Below are 18,621 nucleotides of genomic sequence, written 5' to 3' on the forward strand. Positions count from 1 at the left end.
GGTGGCCGGCGAACAGCACGCACAGACCACATCGGTGCCCGCCGAGGCGCGCGACAGGCACGCCCAGCTCGCCGAGCGCATCGAGGAACACCGCTTCCGGTACTACGTGAACGACGCTCCGGTCGTGAGTGACGCGGAGTTCGACAAGCTCCTGCGCTCACTGGAGGCGCTGGAGGAGGAGTATCCGGAGCTGCGCACCCCCGACTCCCCGACCCAGAAGGTCGCGGGCGCGTACGAGACGGAGTTCACCTCCGTGGAGCACCGCTCACGGATGCTCTCCCTCGACAACGCCTTCGACGACCTGGAACTGGCGGCCTGGGCGGAGCGAGTCCACAAGGACGTCGGCGCCTCCGAGCACCACTTCCTGTGCGAGCTGAAGGTCGACGGCCTCGCCGTCAACCTGACGTACGAGAACGGCCGTCTCACGCGCGCGGCGACCCGCGGCGACGGCCGCACCGGCGAGGACATCACGCCCAACGTGCGCACGATCGCCGAGATCCCGGACCGGCTGACGGGCGACCGCGTCCCGGAGCTGGTCGAGATCCGTGGCGAGGTCTTCTTCCCGATGGACAAGTTCGCCGAGCTGAACGCCCGGCTCGTCGAGGGCGGGGACAAGCCCTTCGCCAATCCCCGTAACGCGGCGGCCGGTTCGCTCCGCCAGAAGGACCCGCGCGTCACGGCCACCCGCCCGCTGCACATGGTGGTCCACGGCATCGGGGCCCTGGAGGGCTTCGACCCGCTGACCCGCCTCTCCGAGGCGTACAAGCTGCTGCACGAGTGGGGGCTGCCGACCACGCGGTACGCGAAGGTGGTCGACGACCTCGACGGCGTACGGGCGTTCATCGCCAACTACGGCGAGAACCGGCACTCCGTGGAGCACGAGATCGACGGCGTCGTCGTCAAGCTCGATGAAATTCCGCTCCAGGGCAGACTTGGCTCGACCTCGCGCGCGCCGCGCTGGGCCATCGCGTGGAAGTACGCGCCCGAAGAGGTCAACACCAAGCTCATCAACATCCGCGTGGGCGTGGGGCGTACGGGCCGTGTCACGCCGTACGCCCAGGTCGAACCGGTCACCGTCGCCGGCTCCGAGGTCGAGTTCGCCACCCTGCACAACCAGGACGTCGTCAAGGCCAAGGGCGTACTCATCGGCGACACCGTGGTGCTGCGCAAGGCCGGCGATGTCATCCCGGAGATCCTCGGCCCGGTCGCCGACCTGCGCGACGGCACGGAGAAGCCCTTCGAGATGCCGGCCGAGTGTCCCGAGTGCGGTACGCCGCTGCGGCCCATGAAGGAGGCCGACATCGACCTCCGCTGCCCCAACGCCCGCACCTGCCCGGCCCAGTTGAGGGAGCGGCTGTTCTATCTCGCCGGGCGCAAGAGCCTGGACATCGAGAACTTCGGCTATGTGGCCGCCGCCGCGCTCACCAAGCCGCTGGAGCCCGCCGAGCCGCCGCTCGCCGACGAGGGCGACCTCTTCGACCTCACCATCGAGCGGCTGCTGCCCATCAAGGCGTACGTCCTGGACCAGGACAGCGGGCTGCCCAAGCGGGACCCGAAGACCGGCGAGGAGAAGATCGCCACGGTCTTCGCCAACCAGGAGGGCGAGCCCCGGAAGAACGCGGTCGCGATGCTCGCCAACATCGCCGCCGCCAAGGACCGTCCGCTCGCCAGGGTCCTCACCGGGCTGTCGATCAGGCACGTCGGTCCGGTCGCCGCCGAGGCGCTGGCCCGTGAATTCCGCTCGATCGAGCGCATTGAGCAGGCCTCCGAGGAGGAGTTGGCCACCACCGACGGGGTCGGCCCGATCATCGCGGCCTCGCTCAAGGAGTGGTTCGCGGTCGACTGGCACCAGGAGATCCTGCGCAAGTGGCGGGCCGCCGGGGTCCGGATGGAGGAGGAGGGCTCCGGCGAGGACGAGGGACCGCGCCCGCTCGCAGGGCTCACCGTCGTGGTGACCGGCACCCTCGAACACCACACCCGGGACGGCGCGAAGGAGGCGCTGCAGAGCCGTGGAGCAAAAGTGACCGGTTCTGTTTCGAAGAAGACGTCTTTCGTGGTTGTGGGTGACAATCCTGGTTCGAAGTTCGACAAGGCGATGCAGTTGAAGGTCCCTGTTCTGGACGAGGACGGCTTTGCCGTCCTGCTCGAACAAGGACCGGAGGCCGCTGCCGAAGCGGCACTTCCGACCGAAGCGGCACTTCCGTCAGAGGAGTAGCGGTTGAAGACCACCCGATCGGCGCATACCAGATGCATACGGGTGGCCGGGTCGCATTCAGGCAACCGTCGGCGACCGCTGCCCGTGGAAGCCTTCTGCGGCCTACTGTTGACGTATGCGCCTGCCGTGCCCGGATACGGTTCGGACGCGGTCCCGTCGACTGTTGACGGACATCGGACCGCGTGGCGTGGGCACCGCCGGCTGTGAGAGGGACGGGAATGGAACCGACCGATAGCGCCGCCCCTCCTTCACGGCTGCGCGGAAGCCGGATATCCGGCGCCTGGCGCCGGGGTTCCGCCCTCCTCAAGGGCCGCCGCCCCGAACCCGGCCGGGAAGAGGGCATGGCCCGCCGCACGGCACGGTTCCTGGAACGGGCGGGCGTCGGCGGACGTACGGCCGGACCGGTGAGCGGGACCAGCGGCACCGGGCAGCGCATCGTCGCCGACAGCAGGGTCACGCCCCAGCTGTCGGCCCACCTCACCGCCGAGCAGCGCGTCGCACAGCTGCACGCCCAGGACCCCGAACGCCAGCTGTCCTGGCCCGCGCTGCCCGCCGCGGTCGTCGCGTCGGCCGGGTTCGTCCTCGGCGCCGGCTTCTACCGCGGCTTCACCGGCCACAACGCGCTCTTCCCGTCCGGCACCGTCGGCTGGGCCCTCGCCGTCCTCACCGGCGTCATCGTCGGCCACCTCGTCGCCCTCGGCCGCGCCCGCTGGTGGGGCGGCACCGGATCGGGCGCCGCCCTCACCCTCGCCGTACTCCTGCTGTACGGATGGGTACCGGCCGGCATGGTCAGCCTCACCGTCGTCGTCCTGGTCGGCATAGCCCGGCGCCACCGCTGGCGGCAGGGCCTGCTGGCCGGCGCGGTGGACATCCTCGGCATCGGCGCCGGCGCGCTGGTGCTCGCCGCGTTCGGCCGGGTCCCGTCCGTCGAGACCCCGTGGAACCCCCAGACCTGGAGCGTCTACACGGCACCCGAGGTGGTGCTGATCGCGATCACCTACCTCGGGGTCACCCGCACCCTCCTCTGGTATCTGCACACCCCGCGCGGCGGACTGCCCACCGTGGCCCGCTCCGCCCTGGTCAGACAGGGCCTGGTCGCGATCGCGCTGCTCGCCATCGCACCGCTGATCTGCGTCGTCGCCGTCGCCCTGCCGGTCCTGCTGCCGCTGTTCGCCATCCCCCTCATCGCCCTCGACTCCACCCTGTGGATAGCCAGGGCCCGGGCCGAGGAACAGCTGCGCGACCCGCTCACCGGACTGCCCAACAGACAGTGGCTCCTGGAGCGCACCTGGACGGCCCTCGACGATGCCGAACGCATCGACGCAAGGGCCGCGTTGATGCTCATAGACCTCGACCGCTTCCGCTCCGTCAACGACACCCTCGGCCACCTCGCCGGTGACCGGCTCCTCCTCCAGATAGCGGACCGGTTGCGGCTCGCCCTGCCGCGCGGCGCGGAGGCCGCACGGCTCGGCGGCGACGAGTTCGCCGTATTACTGCCGGTCGTCGACTCCACGACGTCGGCCACCCGCGTCGCCCGCAACCTGGTCACCGTGCTCGGCTCCCCGCTCGACCTCGACGGACTCACCCTCGTCCTGGAGGCCAGCGCGGGCCTCGCCGTCTTCCCCGACCACGCGCTCGACGCGGAGGGGCTGCTGCGGCGCGCGGACGTCGCCATGTACCAGGCGAAGCGGGACCGCACGGGCGTAGAGGTGTACGAGTCCAAGCGGGACTCGAACACCCCGGACCGCCTCGGACTGCTGGGCGACCTGCGGCGCGCGCTCGACGCGCACGAGGTCGAACTGCACTACCAGCCCAAGGTGCGCTTCGACGGACAGGTCGCGGGACTTGAGGCGCTGGTGCGCTGGGTCCACCCGGAGCGCGGGAAGGTGCCGCCGGACGAGTTCATAGCGATCGCTGAGTCGTCCGGGCTGATGCCCCACCTCACGGAGTACGTGCTGGAGACGGCGCTGGAGCAGGTCGCGAAGTGGCGCGCCCAGAAGCTGTTCGTCCCGGTCGCCGTCAATGTCTCCCCGCGCGACGTCCACACCCCCGGCTTCGCCGGTTCCGTCGCCGCACGCCTGGCCAGGCACGGGGTCCCGGCGGGGTCGCTGCAGCTGGAGATAACGGAACACGTGCTCCTGGAGGACCCGCAGAAGGCCGCGGACACCCTGGCTGCGCTGACCGGGCACGGCGTGAAGATGTCGCTGGACGACTTCGGCACCGGGTACTCGTCGCTGGTGCATCTGCGGCGGCTGCCGGTGAGCGAGCTGAAGATCGACCGGTCGTTCGTGGCGCGGCTGGCGGTGGACACGGAGGACGCGGAGATCGTGCGGTGCACGGTCGATCTCGCGCACTCCCTGGGGCTGCTCGTAGTCGCGGAGGGCGTCGAGGACGACGAGACGTGGGAGCGGTTGCGGGATCTCGGGTGTGACGCCGTGCAGGGGTGGCTGGTCGCCGCCGCGATGCCTCCCGAGGAGGCCACCGCGTGGTTGCTGGCGCGCGGGACCCGTGGCTGGCAGCGTCCGCGGGCGGCTCTGCCCGCCGCGGAATAGAGGCGGAACCGGAGCCGGGAGAGAAGGCGGAACAGGGGGAGAACTCCCACCCGTGGCAAACCCGTGCGCGGGTTGTCTCCCCTGCCCCCTAGGATTGGGGCCAAAACCACACCGCACTCACCCCAGAGGATCGCTGCATGCCTGGCATCACGCGCGAGGAGGTCGCCCACCTCGCACGGCTGGCGCGTCTGGAGCTGAAGGGCGAAGAGCTCGACCACTTCGCAGGCCAGCTCGACGACATCATCGGCGCGGTCGCCCGCGTCAGCGAGGTCGCCGACCAAGACGTACCGCCGACCTCGCACCCGCTGCCGCTGACGAACGTCATGCGCGTGGACGAGGTCCGTCCGTCGCTCACCCCCGAGCAGGCGCTCTCCGGCGCCCCGGCCCAGGAGCAGCAGCGTTTCAAGGTGCCGCAGATCCTGGGGGAGGACTAATCACCATGACGGACCACAGCAGCATCATCCGGCTCACCGCCGCCGAGACCGCCGCGAAGATCGCCTCCGGCGAGCTGACCGCCGTAGAGGTCACCGAAGCGCACCTCGCCCGGATCGAGGCCGTCGACGAGAAGGTGCACGCCTTCCTGCACGTCGACCGGGAGGGCGCCCTCGCCCAGGCCCGTGCCGTCGACGCCAAGCGCGAGCGCGGGGAGACGCTGGGCCCGCTGGCCGGCGTACCCCTGGCGCTGAAGGACATCTTCACCACCGAGGGGATCCCGACCACCGTCGGTTCCAAGATCCTCGAAGGCTGGATCCCGCCGTACGACGCGACCGTCACCCGGAAGCTGAAGGCCGCCGACGTCGTCATCCTCGGCAAGACCAACATGGACGAGTTCGCCATGGGGTCGAGCACCGAGAACAGCGCGTACGGCCCGACCGGCAACCCCTGGGACCTGACCAGGATCCCCGGTGGTTCCGGTGGCGGGTCGAGTGCCGCCCTCGCCTCCTTCCAGGCGCCGCTGGCCATCGGCACGGACACCGGCGGTTCCATCCGCCAGCCCGCGGCCGTCACCGGCACGGTCGGCGTCAAGCCGACGTACGGGGCCGTCTCGCGGTACGGCATGGTCGCGTTCTCCAGCTCCCTGGACCAGGGCGGGCCCTGTGCCCGTACGGTCCTGGACGCCGCGCTCCTCCACGAGGTCATCGCCGGGCACGACCCGCTCGACTCGACCTCGATCGACGCGCCGGTCCCGCCGGTCGTCGAGGCCGCCCGCAACGGCAGCGTCGCGGGCATGCGCGTCGGCGTCGTCAAGCAGTTCCGCGGCGAGGGCTACCAGGCCGGTGTCATCCAGCGCTTCGACGAGTCCGTGGCCCTGCTGAAGGACCTCGGGGCCGAGATCGTCGAGCTGGACTGCCCGTCCTTCGACCTGGCGCTCTCTGCCTATTACCTGATCGCGCCGAGCGAGTGTTCGTCGAACCTCGCCCGCTTCGACGGCCTGCGCTACGGCCTCCGTACGGGCGACGACGGCACGCACTCCGCCGAGGAGGTCACCTCGCTCACCCGCGCGGAGGGCTTCGGCCCCGAGGTCAAGCGCCGCATCATGCTCGGCACGTACGCGCTCAGCTCCGGCTACTACGACGCGTACTACGGCAGCGCCCAGAAGGTCCGTACGCTCATCACGCGGGACTTCGAGAAGGCGTTCGAGTCGGTAGACGTGATCGTCTCCCCGACGACGCCCACCACCGCCTTCCCGATCGGCGAGCGCGCCGACGACCCGATGGCGATGTACCTCGCGGACCTCTGCACCATCCCGACCAACCTGGCCGGCAACTCGGCCATGTCCCTGCCCTGCGGTCTCGCACCCGAGGACGGGCTGCCGGTCGGGCTCCAGATCATCGCCCCGGCCCTCCAGGACGACCGTCTTTACAAGGTCGGCGCCGCTGTCGAGGCCGCCTTCGTGGAAAAGTGGGGGCACCCGCTGCTAGAGGAGGCACCGTCGCTGTGAGCGCCATGGCCAAGAAGGCGAAGAACTTCAAGAAGTCGAAGACCGGGCTGTACGTGTCGCTCGGCAGTACCGCGTTCGGCGCGATCAGCGTCGCCAAGCAGGTCAAGCTGGCCCGCGACGACGGGGACACCCTCCGTCTGATCGACGCCGCCGTATCCGCCGCCGCCATCGTCACCGGCCTCGCCATCCTCTACCGCGAGCTGAAGCGGCTGGGCGACGACGACGTCCTGCTGGGCTGAGAGGGAAGTTTTCACCGTGACCACCACGACCGACGAGTTGGTGTCGTACGAGGACGCCCTGGCGACCTACGACCCCGTCATGGGCCTCGAAGTCCACGTCGAACTCGGCACCAAGACCAAGATGTTCTGCGGCTGTTCGACCGAGCTGGGCGCCGAGCCCAACTCGCAGACCTGCCCCACCTGCCTCGGCATGCCCGGCTCGCTCCCGGTCGTCAACGCGACCGGCGTCGAGTCCGCCATCAAGATCGGCCTCGCGTTGCACTGCGAGATCGCCGAGTGGTGCCGCTTCGCCCGGAAGAACTACTTCTATCCGGACATGCCGAAGAACTTCCAGACCTCCCAGTACGACGAGCCGATCGCCTTCAACGGCTACCTCGACGTCCAACTGGAGGACGGCGAGACCTTCCGCGTGGAGATCGAACGCGCCCACATGGAGGAGGACACCGGCAAGTCGCTGCACGTCGGCGGCGCGACGGGCCGTATCCACGGCGCCTCGCACTCGCTGCTCGACTACAACCGGGCCGGCATCCCCCTCATCGAGATCGTCACCAAGCCGATCGAGGGCGCCGGCGAGCGCGCTCCCGAGGTCGCCAAGGCGTACGTCGCCGAGCTGCGCGAACTCATCAAGGCGCTCGGGGTCTCGGAAGCCCGCATGGAGCAGGGCCAGATGCGCTGCGACGTCAACCTGTCGCTGCGCCCGCACGGCCGCGAGAAGTTCGGCACCCGCAGCGAGACCAAGAACGTCAACTCGCTGCGTTCCGTGGAGCGGGCGGCCCGGTTCGAGATCCAGCGGCACGCCGCCGTACTGAACTCGGGCGGGACGATCATCCAGGAGACCCGGCACTTCCACGAGGACACCGGGTCGACGACCTCGGGCCGCGTGAAGGAGGAGGCCGAGGACTACCGGTACTTCCCCGAGCCGGACCTCGTACCGGTCGCCCCCACCCGCGAGTGGGTCGAGGAGATCCGCGCCGGACTGCCCGAGCTGCCGCTGGTCCGCCGCAACCGGCTGCGCGAGGAGTGGGGCATCAGCGCCACCGACATGCAGTCGATCCTCAACGCCGGTGCGATCGACCTGATCGTCGCCTCGATCGAGGCCGGCTCCGACGCGGCCTCCGCCCGCAAGTGGTGGATGGGCGAACTCGCGCGCAGCGCCAACGAGTCGGGCACCTCGCTCGACGAACTGGCCATCACGCCCGAGCAGGTCGCCCGGGTCACCGCGCTGGTCACCTCCGGCGACCTGAACGACAAGCTGGCCCGCCAGGTCATCGAGGGCGTCCTCGCGGGCGAGGGCACCCCGGACGAGGTCGTCGAGAAGCGCGGCCTGAAGGTCGTCTCCGACGACGGCGCGCTCACCACCGCCGTCCAGGAGGCCATCGCCGGCAACCCGGGCATCGCCGACAAGATCCGCGGCGGCAAGGTGGCCGCCGCCGGTGCCCTGGTCGGCGCGGTCATGAAGGCGACCCGCGGCCAGGCCGACGCGGCCCGCGTCAAGGAACTCATCCTTGAGCAGCTGGGCGTCAGCGAGGGCTGAGCCACACGACAAGGCTGAGGGGCGCGTCGGGATTCCGACGCGCCCCTCAGCCGTTGCTTCACCTGATCACGTACGACGGCCCACGACCCGTACGAAGCCCAGGGACCGGCCCTGGTCGGCGTGCATCAGCTCCACCTGCTCGCGGGCCATGTTCGCCATGAACTCCTCGGTGCTCTCCTCGGCGCAGACCTCGCTCCACAGCAGCCAGTCCCGCCAGCCGTCGGGCTGCCAGTCGGCGGCCTCCACCGTCACGGCCCCACTGCGCGTCCACTGACGCCGCCACCAGGCGGGGGAGTGGAACGCCCAGAAGCCCGGGTCCCAGAACGGCTTGAGGTGCTCCGGCGGTTCGACGCCCTCCGGCTCCTCGCGCAGCGCCGGCATGACGACACCGATCCGCCCGCCCGGCTTCAGCAGCCGGGTGAGGGTGGGCAGATACAGGTCGTTCGTGCCGAAGTACTGGTAGGCGTCGATGCTCACGATCGCGTCGAACGACTCGTCGCCGAACGGCAGTTGATGCGCCTCCGCGAACACGGGCAGCACCCGGTCGGCGACGCCCGCCTCGGCGATCCGGCGCGCGTTCTTGCCGGGCTCGATCCACAGGTCGGCGGCGGTGACCTGGGCGTCGTACTCCTTGGCGAGGAAGACCGAGGTCATGGCCTTGCCGCAGCCCAGGTCGAGCACCCGGGCGCCCGGCGGGAGGGTGTCGAGACCGAGGGCGGGGGCCAGCCACTCCAGCAGCCACAGGGCGTGCGGGCCCATCTGGTTGTCGATGGTCCAGCGGGCGTCGTAGCGGCTGCTGCGCGGGTAGTCCGGGTGGTTCAGGCGGTCAGTCCTGGAGGTGATGTCGGACATCGGTGAACGGGCTCCTTGAGTTCTGCGAAGACGAAGAACGGGACGCTTCGGAGCTCGGTCGGACCTTCAAAAAATGCACCCACTCGGGTCGCCGGCGAAGCCGGACACGGACAGTCGACGGCCGGACGCTAGCAGTGGGCTTCCGCCGCCCGCATCCGAATTCTCAGGTGGGCGCGCTACGCTCCCGCGCCATGGACGTGCACGAGAACGTGGGTGACGACGGGGAGGCGCAGGAGGAGTACGAGGACGACGAGCTGGACGCGCGGCGCGCCCGCTGGACGGCGACCGGAACCGGTGCCCTGCTGGCCCTCGTAGGGCTCGCGGCCTCGACGCTCCGCCTCACGGGCTCGGCGCCCGCGCTCGTACCCGGTGCGTACGCCTTCGGCGCCGCCGTCTGTGCGCTCGCGTCGGTGCTGGGCGCCCGGGGGCGTACCCGGCGGGCGCTGTGGCTGCTGATCGTCGGCGTGATGGTGATGGCACTCGGAGACCAGTTCGACTGAGATCGGCCGAGTTCGGCCGGGGTGCTTATGCCGCTTTTACTGGGGCGACAGAGTTCATCTGATTGTCCTGTGATGTGACTCGCAGTCTTGTGAGTAAGGGCACGAACGTCTCAAACGATCATCACCGCCTGCGACAGTGGTTTGGCATCGCCCTTGCCGTTTTTCGTTTCTTTGCGGGCCGTTCTGTTCATTCACGACTGTTCCCGGTCAAAGAACCACATGTCATCCCGGGAGCACGTCTGTGGCAGTCCTCGCACGCTGGTGTGTCAGGCACCGTCTCGTCGTCGTACTCATCTGGCTCGCCGCCTTCGCCGGTGTGACCGCCGCCGCGGCCGTCGCCGGCTCGGCGTACTCGAACGACTACGAGGCACCCGGCACCGAGTCGGGCCGCGCCACCCAGCTCCTGGAGGACGGCTTCCCCGGTCTCGGCGGCGACACCGACACCGTCGTCTGGCACACCGGCTCCGGCACGGTCCGTGCGGCCGACGTCGAGCAGACGATGAGCGACACCCTGGACCGGATCGACGACCTGCCCGGCGTGGCCTCGGTCGTCAGCCCGTACGAGGGCCGCGGCGGCAGCCAGATCAGCGGCGACGGACGTACGGCGTACGCCACCGTCACCTTCGAGAAGTCCGCCGAGGACATCGACGCGGGCGAGGCGCGGGCCGTCGTGGACGTGGCTGAGGCCGCACGGGCCGACGGGCTCCAGGTGGAGCTGGGCGGCAGCGCCATCGCGCTCACCGAGTCGTCCGGCGGACACCTCGCCGAGGCTCTCGGGGTGGTCGTCGCGGCCGTCGTGCTGTTCCTCGCGTTCGGCTCGCTCGCCGCCTCCGCGCTGCCCATCGCCACCGCCCTGGTGAGCGTCGGCACGGCGTACGCCGGGATCGTGCTGCTCGGCCACACGATGACCGTCGCCGACTTCGCGCCCATGCTCGGCCTGCTGATCGGGCTCGGCGTCGGCATCGACTACGCCCTGTTCATCGTCACCAGACACCGGCGCGGCCTGAAACGCGGTCTGTCCGTCACCGAGGCCGCCACCAACGCCGTCACGACCACGGGACGCGCCGTAGTCTTCGCGGGTGCGACCGTTTGCATAGCCCTGCTCGGGATGCTGATCCTGCGCCTCGGCTTCCTCAACGGAGTCGCCATCGCGGCCTCCCTGACGGTGATCCTGACCGTCGCCGCCTCCGTGACCCTGCTGCCCGCCCTGCTGTCCTTCACCGGGCCACGCGCCCTGAGCCGACGCGAGCGGCGCAGACTGGCCGAGCACGGGCCCGAGCCGGAGCTGCCCACCGGGTTCGCCGCCCGCTGGTCCGCGTTCGTCGAGCGCCACCCCAAGGTGCTCGGCGCCGCCGCCCTGGTCGTCATGGCGCTGCTCGCCCTGCCCACCCTCTCGCTCCACCTCGGCACCTCCGACCAGGGCAACAACCCCGGCACGACGACCACACGCCAGGCCTACGACCTCATCGCCGACGGCTTCGGCCCCGGCGTCAACGGCCCGCTCACCCTCGTCACGCCCGTCTCCGACGCCGAGGACAAGCTCGTCCTCGACAACCTCGCCGCGACCCTGAGGACAACCGAGGGTGTCGCGTCGTCCTCGCCGGTGACCTACAGCGCGGACGGCTCCACCGGGTACCTCACCGTCGTACCGACGTCCTCGCCGCAGTCCGCGAAGACCAGTGACCTGGTGGAGCGGCTGCGCGAAAAGGTCCTCCCGCGCGCGGAGACCGGCACCTCCCTCGACCTGCACGTCGGCGGGGTCACGGCGAGCTACGACGACTTCGCGGATGTGATCGTCGGCAAGCTGCCGCTGTTCGTGGGTGTGGTGATCGGCCTGGGCTGCCTCCTGCTGCTCCTCGCGTTCCGCTCGATAGGCATCCCGCTCAAGGCCGCCGCGATGAACGTCGCCGCCGTCGCCTCCGCGTTCGGTGTCGTCGTCGCGATCTTCCAGTGGGGCTGGGGGAGCGAACTCCTCGGCCTGGGCAGCGCGGGCCCGATCGAGCCCTTCCTCCCCGTGATCATGGTCTCGGTCCTCTTCGGGCTCTCCATGGACTACCAGGTCTTCCTGGTCAGCCGGATGTACGAGGAGTGGCTGGAGACCGGCGACAACCGGCGAGCCGTACGGGTCGGCCTCGCCGAGACCAGCCGCGTGATCAACTCCGCGGCGGTCATCATGATCTCCGTCTTCCTCGCGTTCGTGCTGAGCGGCGACCGCGTGATCGCCATGTTCGGCATCGCCCTGGCCGCCGCCGTCGCCCTCGACGCCTTCGTCCTGCGTACGCTCCTGGTGCCCGCGCTGATGCATCTGCTCGGCGGCGCCAACTGGTGGCTGCCCCGCTGGCTGGACCGGCGCCTGCCGCGCATCAGCATCGAGCCGCCCGAGTGCCGCGTGCCCACCAGTCAAATGCCGGGCGTCGACGAGGCCGCCCGTGCGAGCATTCCGGGGCCGCGCGCCACGGACGGCGCGCAGACTGACGTACTGGTGAAGGAGCGACCGCAGGATGTACGCGATATCCCTGGGTGACGACGGCGCCGAACTGCGGCCCCTGGAGCCCTGGCACGCCGAGGAGTTCCTCGCGCACCTCGACCGGGGGCGGGACTTCATCACCCGGCACGTCCCCTTCGGCATGAACACCACGGACGTCGACTCCGCGCGGGAGCAGCTCCAGCGGTACGCCGACCAGCGAGCCGCCGACACCGGCTCGCTGCACGGGATCTGGCTGGACGGGAAGCTCGTCGGCGGCGTCCTGTTCCTCAACTTCAGCGCGGAGCACGGCAACTGCGAGGTCGGCTGCTGGCTGGAGCCGGCCGGTACCGGACGCGGTCTGATCACGCGCGCGATGCGGGTCCTCATCGACTGGGCGATTGACGTACGGGGCATGCACCGTGTGGAGTGGCACGCGTCGTCCGTCAACGAAGCGAGCATCAACGTGGCGCGACGGCTGGGCATGAGCCGTGAGGGACTGCTGCGGGAGAACTATCCGCACCGGGGGGTCCGCGCGGACACCGAGATCTGGTCGGTACTCGCGCCCGAGTGGCAGGCCGCACGCGCGCGTGCCGCTCAAAAGGATCATTAAGAAACTTCTCAGACGACGTCCGTACGGTGCGAGGCATGGGAACCAAGACAGCAGACGAGACCGGCGCCGAGACCGGTACCGAGGCGAAGAGCGACGACGCGAAGAGCGGCGGGGAGACGGTGGACATCACCAAGGACGACCAGCAGACCGAAGCCACGGCTGAGGCCGAGGCCGAGGTCGAGGTCCTGGGCGACGCGGACGAGTACGAGGGCGAGGACCTGGACGACGCGGACCTCGCGCCCGAGAAGGAGGGCCCCTCAGGCGTGGGCCAGGGTGCCGCCGCCGTCGTGTCCGCCGTGCTCGGCTTCGTCTCGCTCAGCGGCAGCTGGCTGGGCACGGTGGCCGGCGCGCGCGAGGGGATCAACGGCCAGCTGGAGATGCAGGCCGCGGCGTCCGCGAGCGTCGCCGCCCAGGTCAAGGCGATCTACGGCGACGCCTGGCAGGCCACCGCGCTGTGGGGCGGCATCTTCGCGCTCGCCGCGCTGCTCGTCGGTGTCGCGGCCATCGCCCGGCCCGCGTTCGGCGCCCCGGGCAAGCCGCAGGCCGGCTGGATCAGGTCGGTCTCCTGGGCGGGCGTCGCGCTCGGCGTCGTCGGACTGCTTCTCGCGGTGCTCAAGTACACGAACGTCATTCTGGACGTGCCCTCGGCAAGCTGACCCCGGGCGGAATCACCGCAGGTCATGAGGGGCCTTAGGCCGGTCGTAAGCACCTTACGGCCCGTCTGAGGCCCCTCACCCGTTTCTAAGGCCCCCACCCCCTCGGAAGATGCGGAACTCTCCCGATGTGGCGGACCCCCCTGGGAGACGAAGGTTGAGACATCGCAGAAAGCGAAGTCCGGCCGATCTCGTCAGAGACCGGAGACCTGAGGGGTACCAGATGTTCGAGTACGAGCTCCAGCAGATCCGTTCCGCCGAACTGCGCCGCGAGGCCGCGAACGAGCGCCTCGCCCGGGAAGCGGTCCGCGGCGCCCGCGCCGCCAGCCGCGAGGCAGCGGGCCGGGCCGCCGAGGGCGAGGTGCATACCGACCACCGGCGCCGGCACTGGTTCACCCGGGCCGCGTGAGCACCGGGGGACGGGCGGACGGTCGTACGGCGGAGCTCCTCCCCGAGCACGCCGCGACCGTCCGCCCGACGGTCCCCACCGCCCCCACGGCCGATCCGGCGGACGGCCCGATAACCAGTCCCCCGATGTCAGAGCCCTGTGCGATGCTCTGGCCCGTGGAGACCAGGTCCGTCAGTCCGGTGTTCGTCGGTCGCGACGACGAGTTGGGGGTGTTGCGCGACGCGCTCGACCGTGCCGACGCCGGTGAGCCGCAGGCGCTGCTGCTCGGCGGGGAGGCCGGGGTCGGGAAGACGCGGCTGGTCGAGGAGTTCGCCGGGGTCGCCGACGGTCGCGGTGCCGTCGTCGTGCTCGGCGGCTGTGTCGAGATCGGCGCCGACGGCCTGCCCTTCGCGCCCTTCTCCACCGCCCTGCGCGCCCTCCTGCGGGCGCTGCCCGACGAGTTGGCCGCCGCCGCTGCCGGACAGGAACAGGAACTGGCCCGGCTGCTCCCGGAGTTGGGCGAGACCGGCGCCGGGCGGCACGACGAGGAGGGCATGGCCCGCCTCTTCGAACTCACCGCGCGTCTGCTGGAACGCGTCGCCGCGGACCGTACGGTCGTCGTCGCCCTCGAAGACCTCCATTGGGCCGACGCCTCCACCCGCCACCTCCTCGCCTACCTCTTCCGCACCTTGCGCACAGGCCGTCTCGTCGTCCTCGCCACCTACCGCGCCGACGACATCCACCGCCGTCACCCCCTGCGTCCCCTCCTCGCCGAACTCGACCGGCTCCGCACGGTCCGCCGGATCGAGCTGGGCCGCTTCAACCGGGCCGAGGTGTCCTGCCAGATCGCCGGCATCCTCGCCGCCGAACCCGAACCGGCCCAGGTCGACGAGATCTTCGACCGTTCCGACGGCAACGCCTTCTTCGTCGAGGAACTCGCCGTCGCCGCCCACGAGGGCTGCCGCACCCGGCTCACCGACACCCTCCGCGACCTGCTCCTCGTCCGTGTCGAAAGCCTGCCCGAGAGCGCCCAGCGGGTCGCCCGGATCGTCGCCGAGGGCGGCTCCACCGTCGAGTACCGGCTGCTCGCCGCCGTCGCGGGCCTCGCCGAGGACGACCTCATCGAGGCCCTGCGCGCAGCCGTCGGCGCCAACATCCTGCTCGCCACCCCGGCCGGCGACGGCTACCGCTTCCGCCACTCCCTGGTCCGCGAGGCCGTCGGCGACGACCTGCTCCCCGGCGAACGCTCCCGCCTCAACCGACGCTACGCCGAGGCCCTGGACGCCGACCCGACCCTCGTCCCCGCCGACGAACGCGCCATGCGCCTGGCCAGCTACTGGTACCACGCCCACGACCCGGCCAAGGCCCTGCCCGCCGTCCTGGACGCCTCGGTCACCGCCCGGCGCCGGTACGCCTACTCCGAGCAACTGCGGCTCCTGGAACGGGCGATGGAGCTGTGGGACACCACCCCCGACGCCGTACGCGCCACCCTCCGCCCCGTCGACTACACCGAGGTGTACCCGCCCTGCGGCTGCGACCCGGCCACCACCGCCCTGCGCTATCTCGACCTCATGGCCGAGGCGGCCGTCGCGGGCCGGCTGTGCGGGGAACGCGAACGCGCCCTGAAGATAACCAAGCGCGCGCTGCACCTCCTGGAAGACGGCAGCGACCCCCTGCGCGCCGCCTGGTTCTGGTGCCAGCGCTCGCGCCTCGTCCAGGCCCTGTCCCGGGGCGACGGCTGGCAGGAACTGGCCACCGCCCAGGACCTCGTACGGGGCCTGCCGCCCTCGGAGGTCCACGCCGAGGTCCTGTCCGGCGCCGCCGTCTGGTCGATGCTGCACTGCCCGGGCCCCGACGCCCTCGCCGCCGCCGAACAGGCCGTCGAGTACGCGCGGATGGTGGGCGCCCACGAGACCGAGATGGGCGCGCGGATCACCCTCGGCGTCCTCATGGCCCAGTCGGGCGGTATCGAACGGGCGCTCGCGGAGATGCACGAGGTGAAGGAGCGCGCGGTCGAGGGCCACATGCCGTTCGTCGTGGGCCGCGCCTATGTGAACCTGCCGGGCTCTCTCGAGGGAGTCGGCCGTTCCCGGGAGGCCGTTCCGATCCTGGAGGAGGGGATCGCCTACACCCGGAAGTTCGGGCTGCTGGACTCCGAGGCCTGGGTGTGGGGCAATCTCTCCGAGTCGCTGTACTCCCTCGGCCGCTGGGACGAGGCCGTCGAGGCCGCGGCGAACGCGCTGCAGCGCGGCCAGAGCGACAACCCTCAGGGGGCCAGCGCCATCTGCCTGGCCCATCTCGCGCTGAGCCGGGGGGACGTGACCGAGGCGGCGGACCGACTGGCCGCCGCCCGGGCCCACTTCGGCTCCCACGACCGCATGCCCCAGCACTCGCTCCCGCTCGCCCGTATCGCCCTCGGCGTCGCCGCCGCGGAGGGCCGCCTCCTCGACGCCCGCACGGAACTGGGCCAGGTCCTGGACGCCGGCTTCCCGCCCGGCACCCACAGCTACGCCTGGCAGCTGCTCCTCGCCGCCGCCACCGCCGAGGCCGACGCCCGCGAGCTGCCCGCCGCCGGGCCAGGCCGCAGCGAAACCCTCGAACGCATCCTCGACACCGTCAAGACGCTCACCACGGACGCCCCCGTCTGGCTCGCCCACGAGCAGTGGGTCCGCGCCGAACTCCAGCGCGCCCACGGCACGGCCGGCCCCGACACCTGGTCGCCGGTCGTCACCGCCTTCGAGACCCTGGACCGCCCGTACGACCTCGCCCGCGTCCGCCACCGCCTCGCCGAGGCCCTGCTGACGGACGGCGCCGACCCCGACGACCGCGCCCGTGCGACGGACCTCCTCCGCCTGTCCGCCGCCGTCGCCGACCACCTGGGCGCCCGCCCCCTCGCCGACGCCGTCACCCTTCTGGCTCAGCGCGCCCGCCTCACCCTGACCGGCGCCCCGGCCCGCCCGGCCCTCGACCCGGCGGACTCCCTGGGCCTGACCAGCCGCGAACGGGACGTCCTGCGCCTGGTCTCGGCCGGCCGCACCAACCGCCAGATCGCCGAGGAACTCTTCATCTCCCCGAAGACAGCGAGCGTCCACGTCTCCAACATCCTGGGGAAACTGGGCGTCTCGGGGAGGGGAGAGGCGGCGGCGGTGGCGCATCGGCTGGGGCTGTTCCCCCCGGGTGCGGTCGCCGCCCGGACGGCCGGGTGAGGGCGAGAGTTACGCTGCAAGGGACTCAGGCCCAGGGGAGGCCCCGTGTTCAACATGTTCGAGGAGCTCTTCGCACCGGGACGCAAACACACCCGCGACGAACAGAACCGCCTGGAACTGACCCGCGAGGACGTCGGCGACGGTGACCCGGGACGCGGGCCGATAGACCTCGCGTCCGGAAAGGTCGTCGTACGCCGGTCCGAGCAGCCTGAAGAGCCGGAGCCGACCGAGCAGCCGGATCCCCCTCACGACACCTGAAGCTCCAGAATCCGATCGTCCCCCTCCTTCGGCGACCCCCGCCCGTCCGTCGCGCTCGTCACCAGCCACAGTTTGTCGCCGCCCGCCGACACCACCGTGCGGAGCCTGCCGTACTCGCCCTCCAGGAACGCCTGTGGGTCGGCCGCGGCCTTGGTGCCGTCCAGCGGGATGCGCCACAGGCGCTGGCCCTTCAGCCCCGCCATCCAGATCGAGCCCTCGGCGTAGGCGATACCGCTGGGGGACGCGTCGTCCGTGTGCCACTGGGCGAGGGGGTTGTGGAAGGCGTCGTCGTCGCTGTCGCCCTCCGCCTCGGGCCAGCCGTAGTTGTCGCCCGGCGCGATCTGGTTCAGCTCGTCCCAGGTGTCCTGGCCGAACTCCGACGCGAACAGCCGCTGCTCGGAGTCCCAGGCGAGGCCCTGCACATTGCGGTGGCCGTACGAGTACACCACCGAGTCGGGGAAGGGGTTGCCCGGCGCCGGTTCGCCCTCCGGGGTCATCCGCAGGATCTTGCCGCCCAGCGAGGACTTGTCCTGCGACAGCCCCGTGTCACCGCTCTCGCCCGTGCCCGCGTACAGCATCCTGTCCGGGCCGAAGGCGATCCGGCCGCCGTTGTGGATGTAGCCCTTCGGGATGCCCCGGAAGACCGTGTCCGGGGCGCCCAGCTGCTCGCCCGCCGGCTTCTCCTCCTCGTACAGCATGCGGGCGATGCGGTTGTCCGACTCCGTCGTGAAGTACGCGTAGACCATGTGGTCCGACGCGAAGGAGGGGGACAGGGCCAGGCCCATCAGGCCGCCCTCGCCCGCCGGGGAGACTCCGGGCACCTCGCCCAGCTCCGTCTTCTTCCCCGTCTCCGTGTCGACCCTGGTGATCGTGCCCTCGTCACGGGAGGAGACCAGCAGATCGCCGTCCGGGAGCGGGGCCAGGCCCCAGGGGCTCTTCAGGTCCTCCGTGACCGTCCGCAGCACCTTCACCGTGCCCTTGGCGGGCGGGGCCTCCGCGGTCGCCCGCTCGGAGGGCGAGGACGTGGACGGCGTACGCGTACCGCTCGGAGACGTACTCTCGTCGCCGCTTCCTCCTCCCTCGTCGGAGGAGCAGCCGGCCGTGAGCAGGAGCGTGGCTGCGGCCAGTAAGGCCGTCACAGCTCGACGTTGCACGATCATGGTCCCTTCGACGCGGCACGTTCTCCTTGTCATACACCGCTCGGG

The 18,621-nt window shown here is 71.0% G+C and carries 15 protein-coding genes; 13 read left to right on the forward strand and 2 right to left on the reverse strand.

The window, feature by feature from the left end:
- Nucleotide 1: 1 nt before the first annotated feature.
- The 6 genes from ligA (at nt 2) to gatB (ending at nt 8,482) form a co-directional block, all read left to right on the forward strand.
- Nucleotides 2-2,215 carry an NAD-dependent DNA ligase LigA gene (gene ligA / locus ACFYXF_RS09415; protein WP_389348954.1) on the forward strand — a complete coding sequence of 738 codons (2,214 nt, stop codon included), beginning with the start codon at nt 2-4 and terminating at the stop codon, nt 2,213-2,215.
- A gap of 218 nt (nt 2,216-2,433) precedes the next feature.
- Nucleotides 2,434-4,767 (forward strand): putative bifunctional diguanylate cyclase/phosphodiesterase, encoded by a 2,334-nt coding sequence (locus ACFYXF_RS09420; RefSeq protein WP_389348955.1) that lies wholly within the window; start codon nt 2,434-2,436, stop codon nt 4,765-4,767.
- A 137-nt stretch (nt 4,768-4,904) separates the two neighbouring features.
- Nucleotides 4,905-5,201: an Asp-tRNA(Asn)/Glu-tRNA(Gln) amidotransferase subunit GatC gene (gene gatC / locus ACFYXF_RS09425; protein ID WP_037622623.1), complete on the forward strand. Its 297-nt coding sequence runs from the start codon at nt 4,905-4,907 to the stop codon at nt 5,199-5,201.
- A 5-nt stretch (nt 5,202-5,206) separates the two neighbouring features.
- The gene (gatA, locus tag ACFYXF_RS09430) at nt 5,207-6,709 is read left to right on the forward strand and encodes an Asp-tRNA(Asn)/Glu-tRNA(Gln) amidotransferase subunit GatA (protein ID WP_389348956.1); all 1,503 of its coding nucleotides are present in this window, start codon (nt 5,207-5,209) and stop codon (nt 6,707-6,709) included.
- Between the two features lie 5 nt (nt 6,710-6,714).
- Nucleotides 6,715-6,948: a hypothetical protein gene (locus ACFYXF_RS09435; RefSeq protein ID WP_369034887.1), complete on the forward strand. Its 234-nt coding sequence runs from the start codon at nt 6,715-6,717 to the stop codon at nt 6,946-6,948.
- A gap of 16 nt (nt 6,949-6,964) precedes the next feature.
- On the forward strand, nt 6,965-8,482 hold the full coding sequence (gatB, locus tag ACFYXF_RS09440; protein ID WP_389348957.1) for an Asp-tRNA(Asn)/Glu-tRNA(Gln) amidotransferase subunit GatB: 1,518 nt from the start codon (nt 6,965-6,967) through the stop codon (nt 8,480-8,482).
- Between the two features lie 66 nt (nt 8,483-8,548).
- Here gatB and ACFYXF_RS09445 read toward each other — a convergent pair whose 3' ends face one another.
- Entirely contained in the window at nt 8,549-9,334 is a 786-nt protein-coding gene (locus ACFYXF_RS09445) for an SAM-dependent methyltransferase (protein ID WP_389348958.1), read from the reverse strand.
- Between the two features lie 191 nt (nt 9,335-9,525).
- Here ACFYXF_RS09445 and ACFYXF_RS09450 point away from each other — a divergent pair, with 191 nt between their 5' ends.
- From ACFYXF_RS09450 to ACFYXF_RS09480, 7 genes are all read left to right on the forward strand, one after another.
- A complete protein-coding gene (locus ACFYXF_RS09450; RefSeq protein ID WP_389348959.1) occupies nt 9,526-9,834 on the forward strand; it encodes a hypothetical protein in 309 nt (102 codons plus the stop codon).
- Between the two features lie 241 nt (nt 9,835-10,075).
- Entirely contained in the window at nt 10,076-12,358 is a 2,283-nt protein-coding gene (locus tag ACFYXF_RS09455; RefSeq protein ID WP_389348960.1) for an MMPL family transporter, read from the forward strand.
- On the forward strand, nt 12,336-12,911 hold the full coding sequence (locus tag ACFYXF_RS09460; protein WP_389348961.1) for a GNAT family N-acetyltransferase: 576 nt from the start codon (nt 12,336-12,338) through the stop codon (nt 12,909-12,911). Before ACFYXF_RS09455 ends, ACFYXF_RS09460 begins: the two co-directional genes overlap by 23 nt.
- A gap of 35 nt (nt 12,912-12,946) precedes the next feature.
- Nucleotides 12,947-13,567: a hypothetical protein gene (locus ACFYXF_RS09465; protein ID WP_389348962.1), complete on the forward strand. Its 621-nt coding sequence runs from the start codon at nt 12,947-12,949 to the stop codon at nt 13,565-13,567.
- Nucleotides 13,568-13,787: 220 nt separating this feature from the next.
- On the forward strand, nt 13,788-13,973 hold the full coding sequence (locus ACFYXF_RS09470; RefSeq protein ID WP_389348963.1) for a hypothetical protein: 186 nt from the start codon (nt 13,788-13,790) through the stop codon (nt 13,971-13,973).
- 143 nt (nt 13,974-14,116) lie between these two features.
- A complete protein-coding gene (locus ACFYXF_RS09475; RefSeq protein WP_389349023.1) occupies nt 14,117-17,158 on the forward strand; it encodes an AAA family ATPase in 3,042 nt (1,013 codons plus the stop codon).
- A gap of 45 nt (nt 17,159-17,203) precedes the next feature.
- Nucleotides 17,204-17,416: a DUF6191 domain-containing protein gene (locus tag ACFYXF_RS09480; protein WP_389348964.1), complete on the forward strand. Its 213-nt coding sequence runs from the start codon at nt 17,204-17,206 to the stop codon at nt 17,414-17,416.
- Here ACFYXF_RS09480 and ACFYXF_RS09485 read toward each other — a convergent pair.
- The gene (locus tag ACFYXF_RS09485; RefSeq protein ID WP_389348965.1) at nt 17,404-18,609 is read right to left on the reverse strand and encodes a PQQ-dependent sugar dehydrogenase; all 1,206 of its coding nucleotides are present in this window, start codon (nt 18,607-18,609) and stop codon (nt 17,404-17,406) included. The two genes, ACFYXF_RS09480 and ACFYXF_RS09485, sit on opposite strands and share 13 nt — an antisense overlap.
- Nucleotides 18,610-18,621 lie beyond the last annotated feature (12 nt).

This window comes from Streptomyces sp. NPDC002680 (genome assembly GCF_042889145.1).
GTDB lineage: Bacteria > Actinomycetota > Actinomycetes > Streptomycetales > Streptomycetaceae > Streptomyces > Streptomyces adonidis.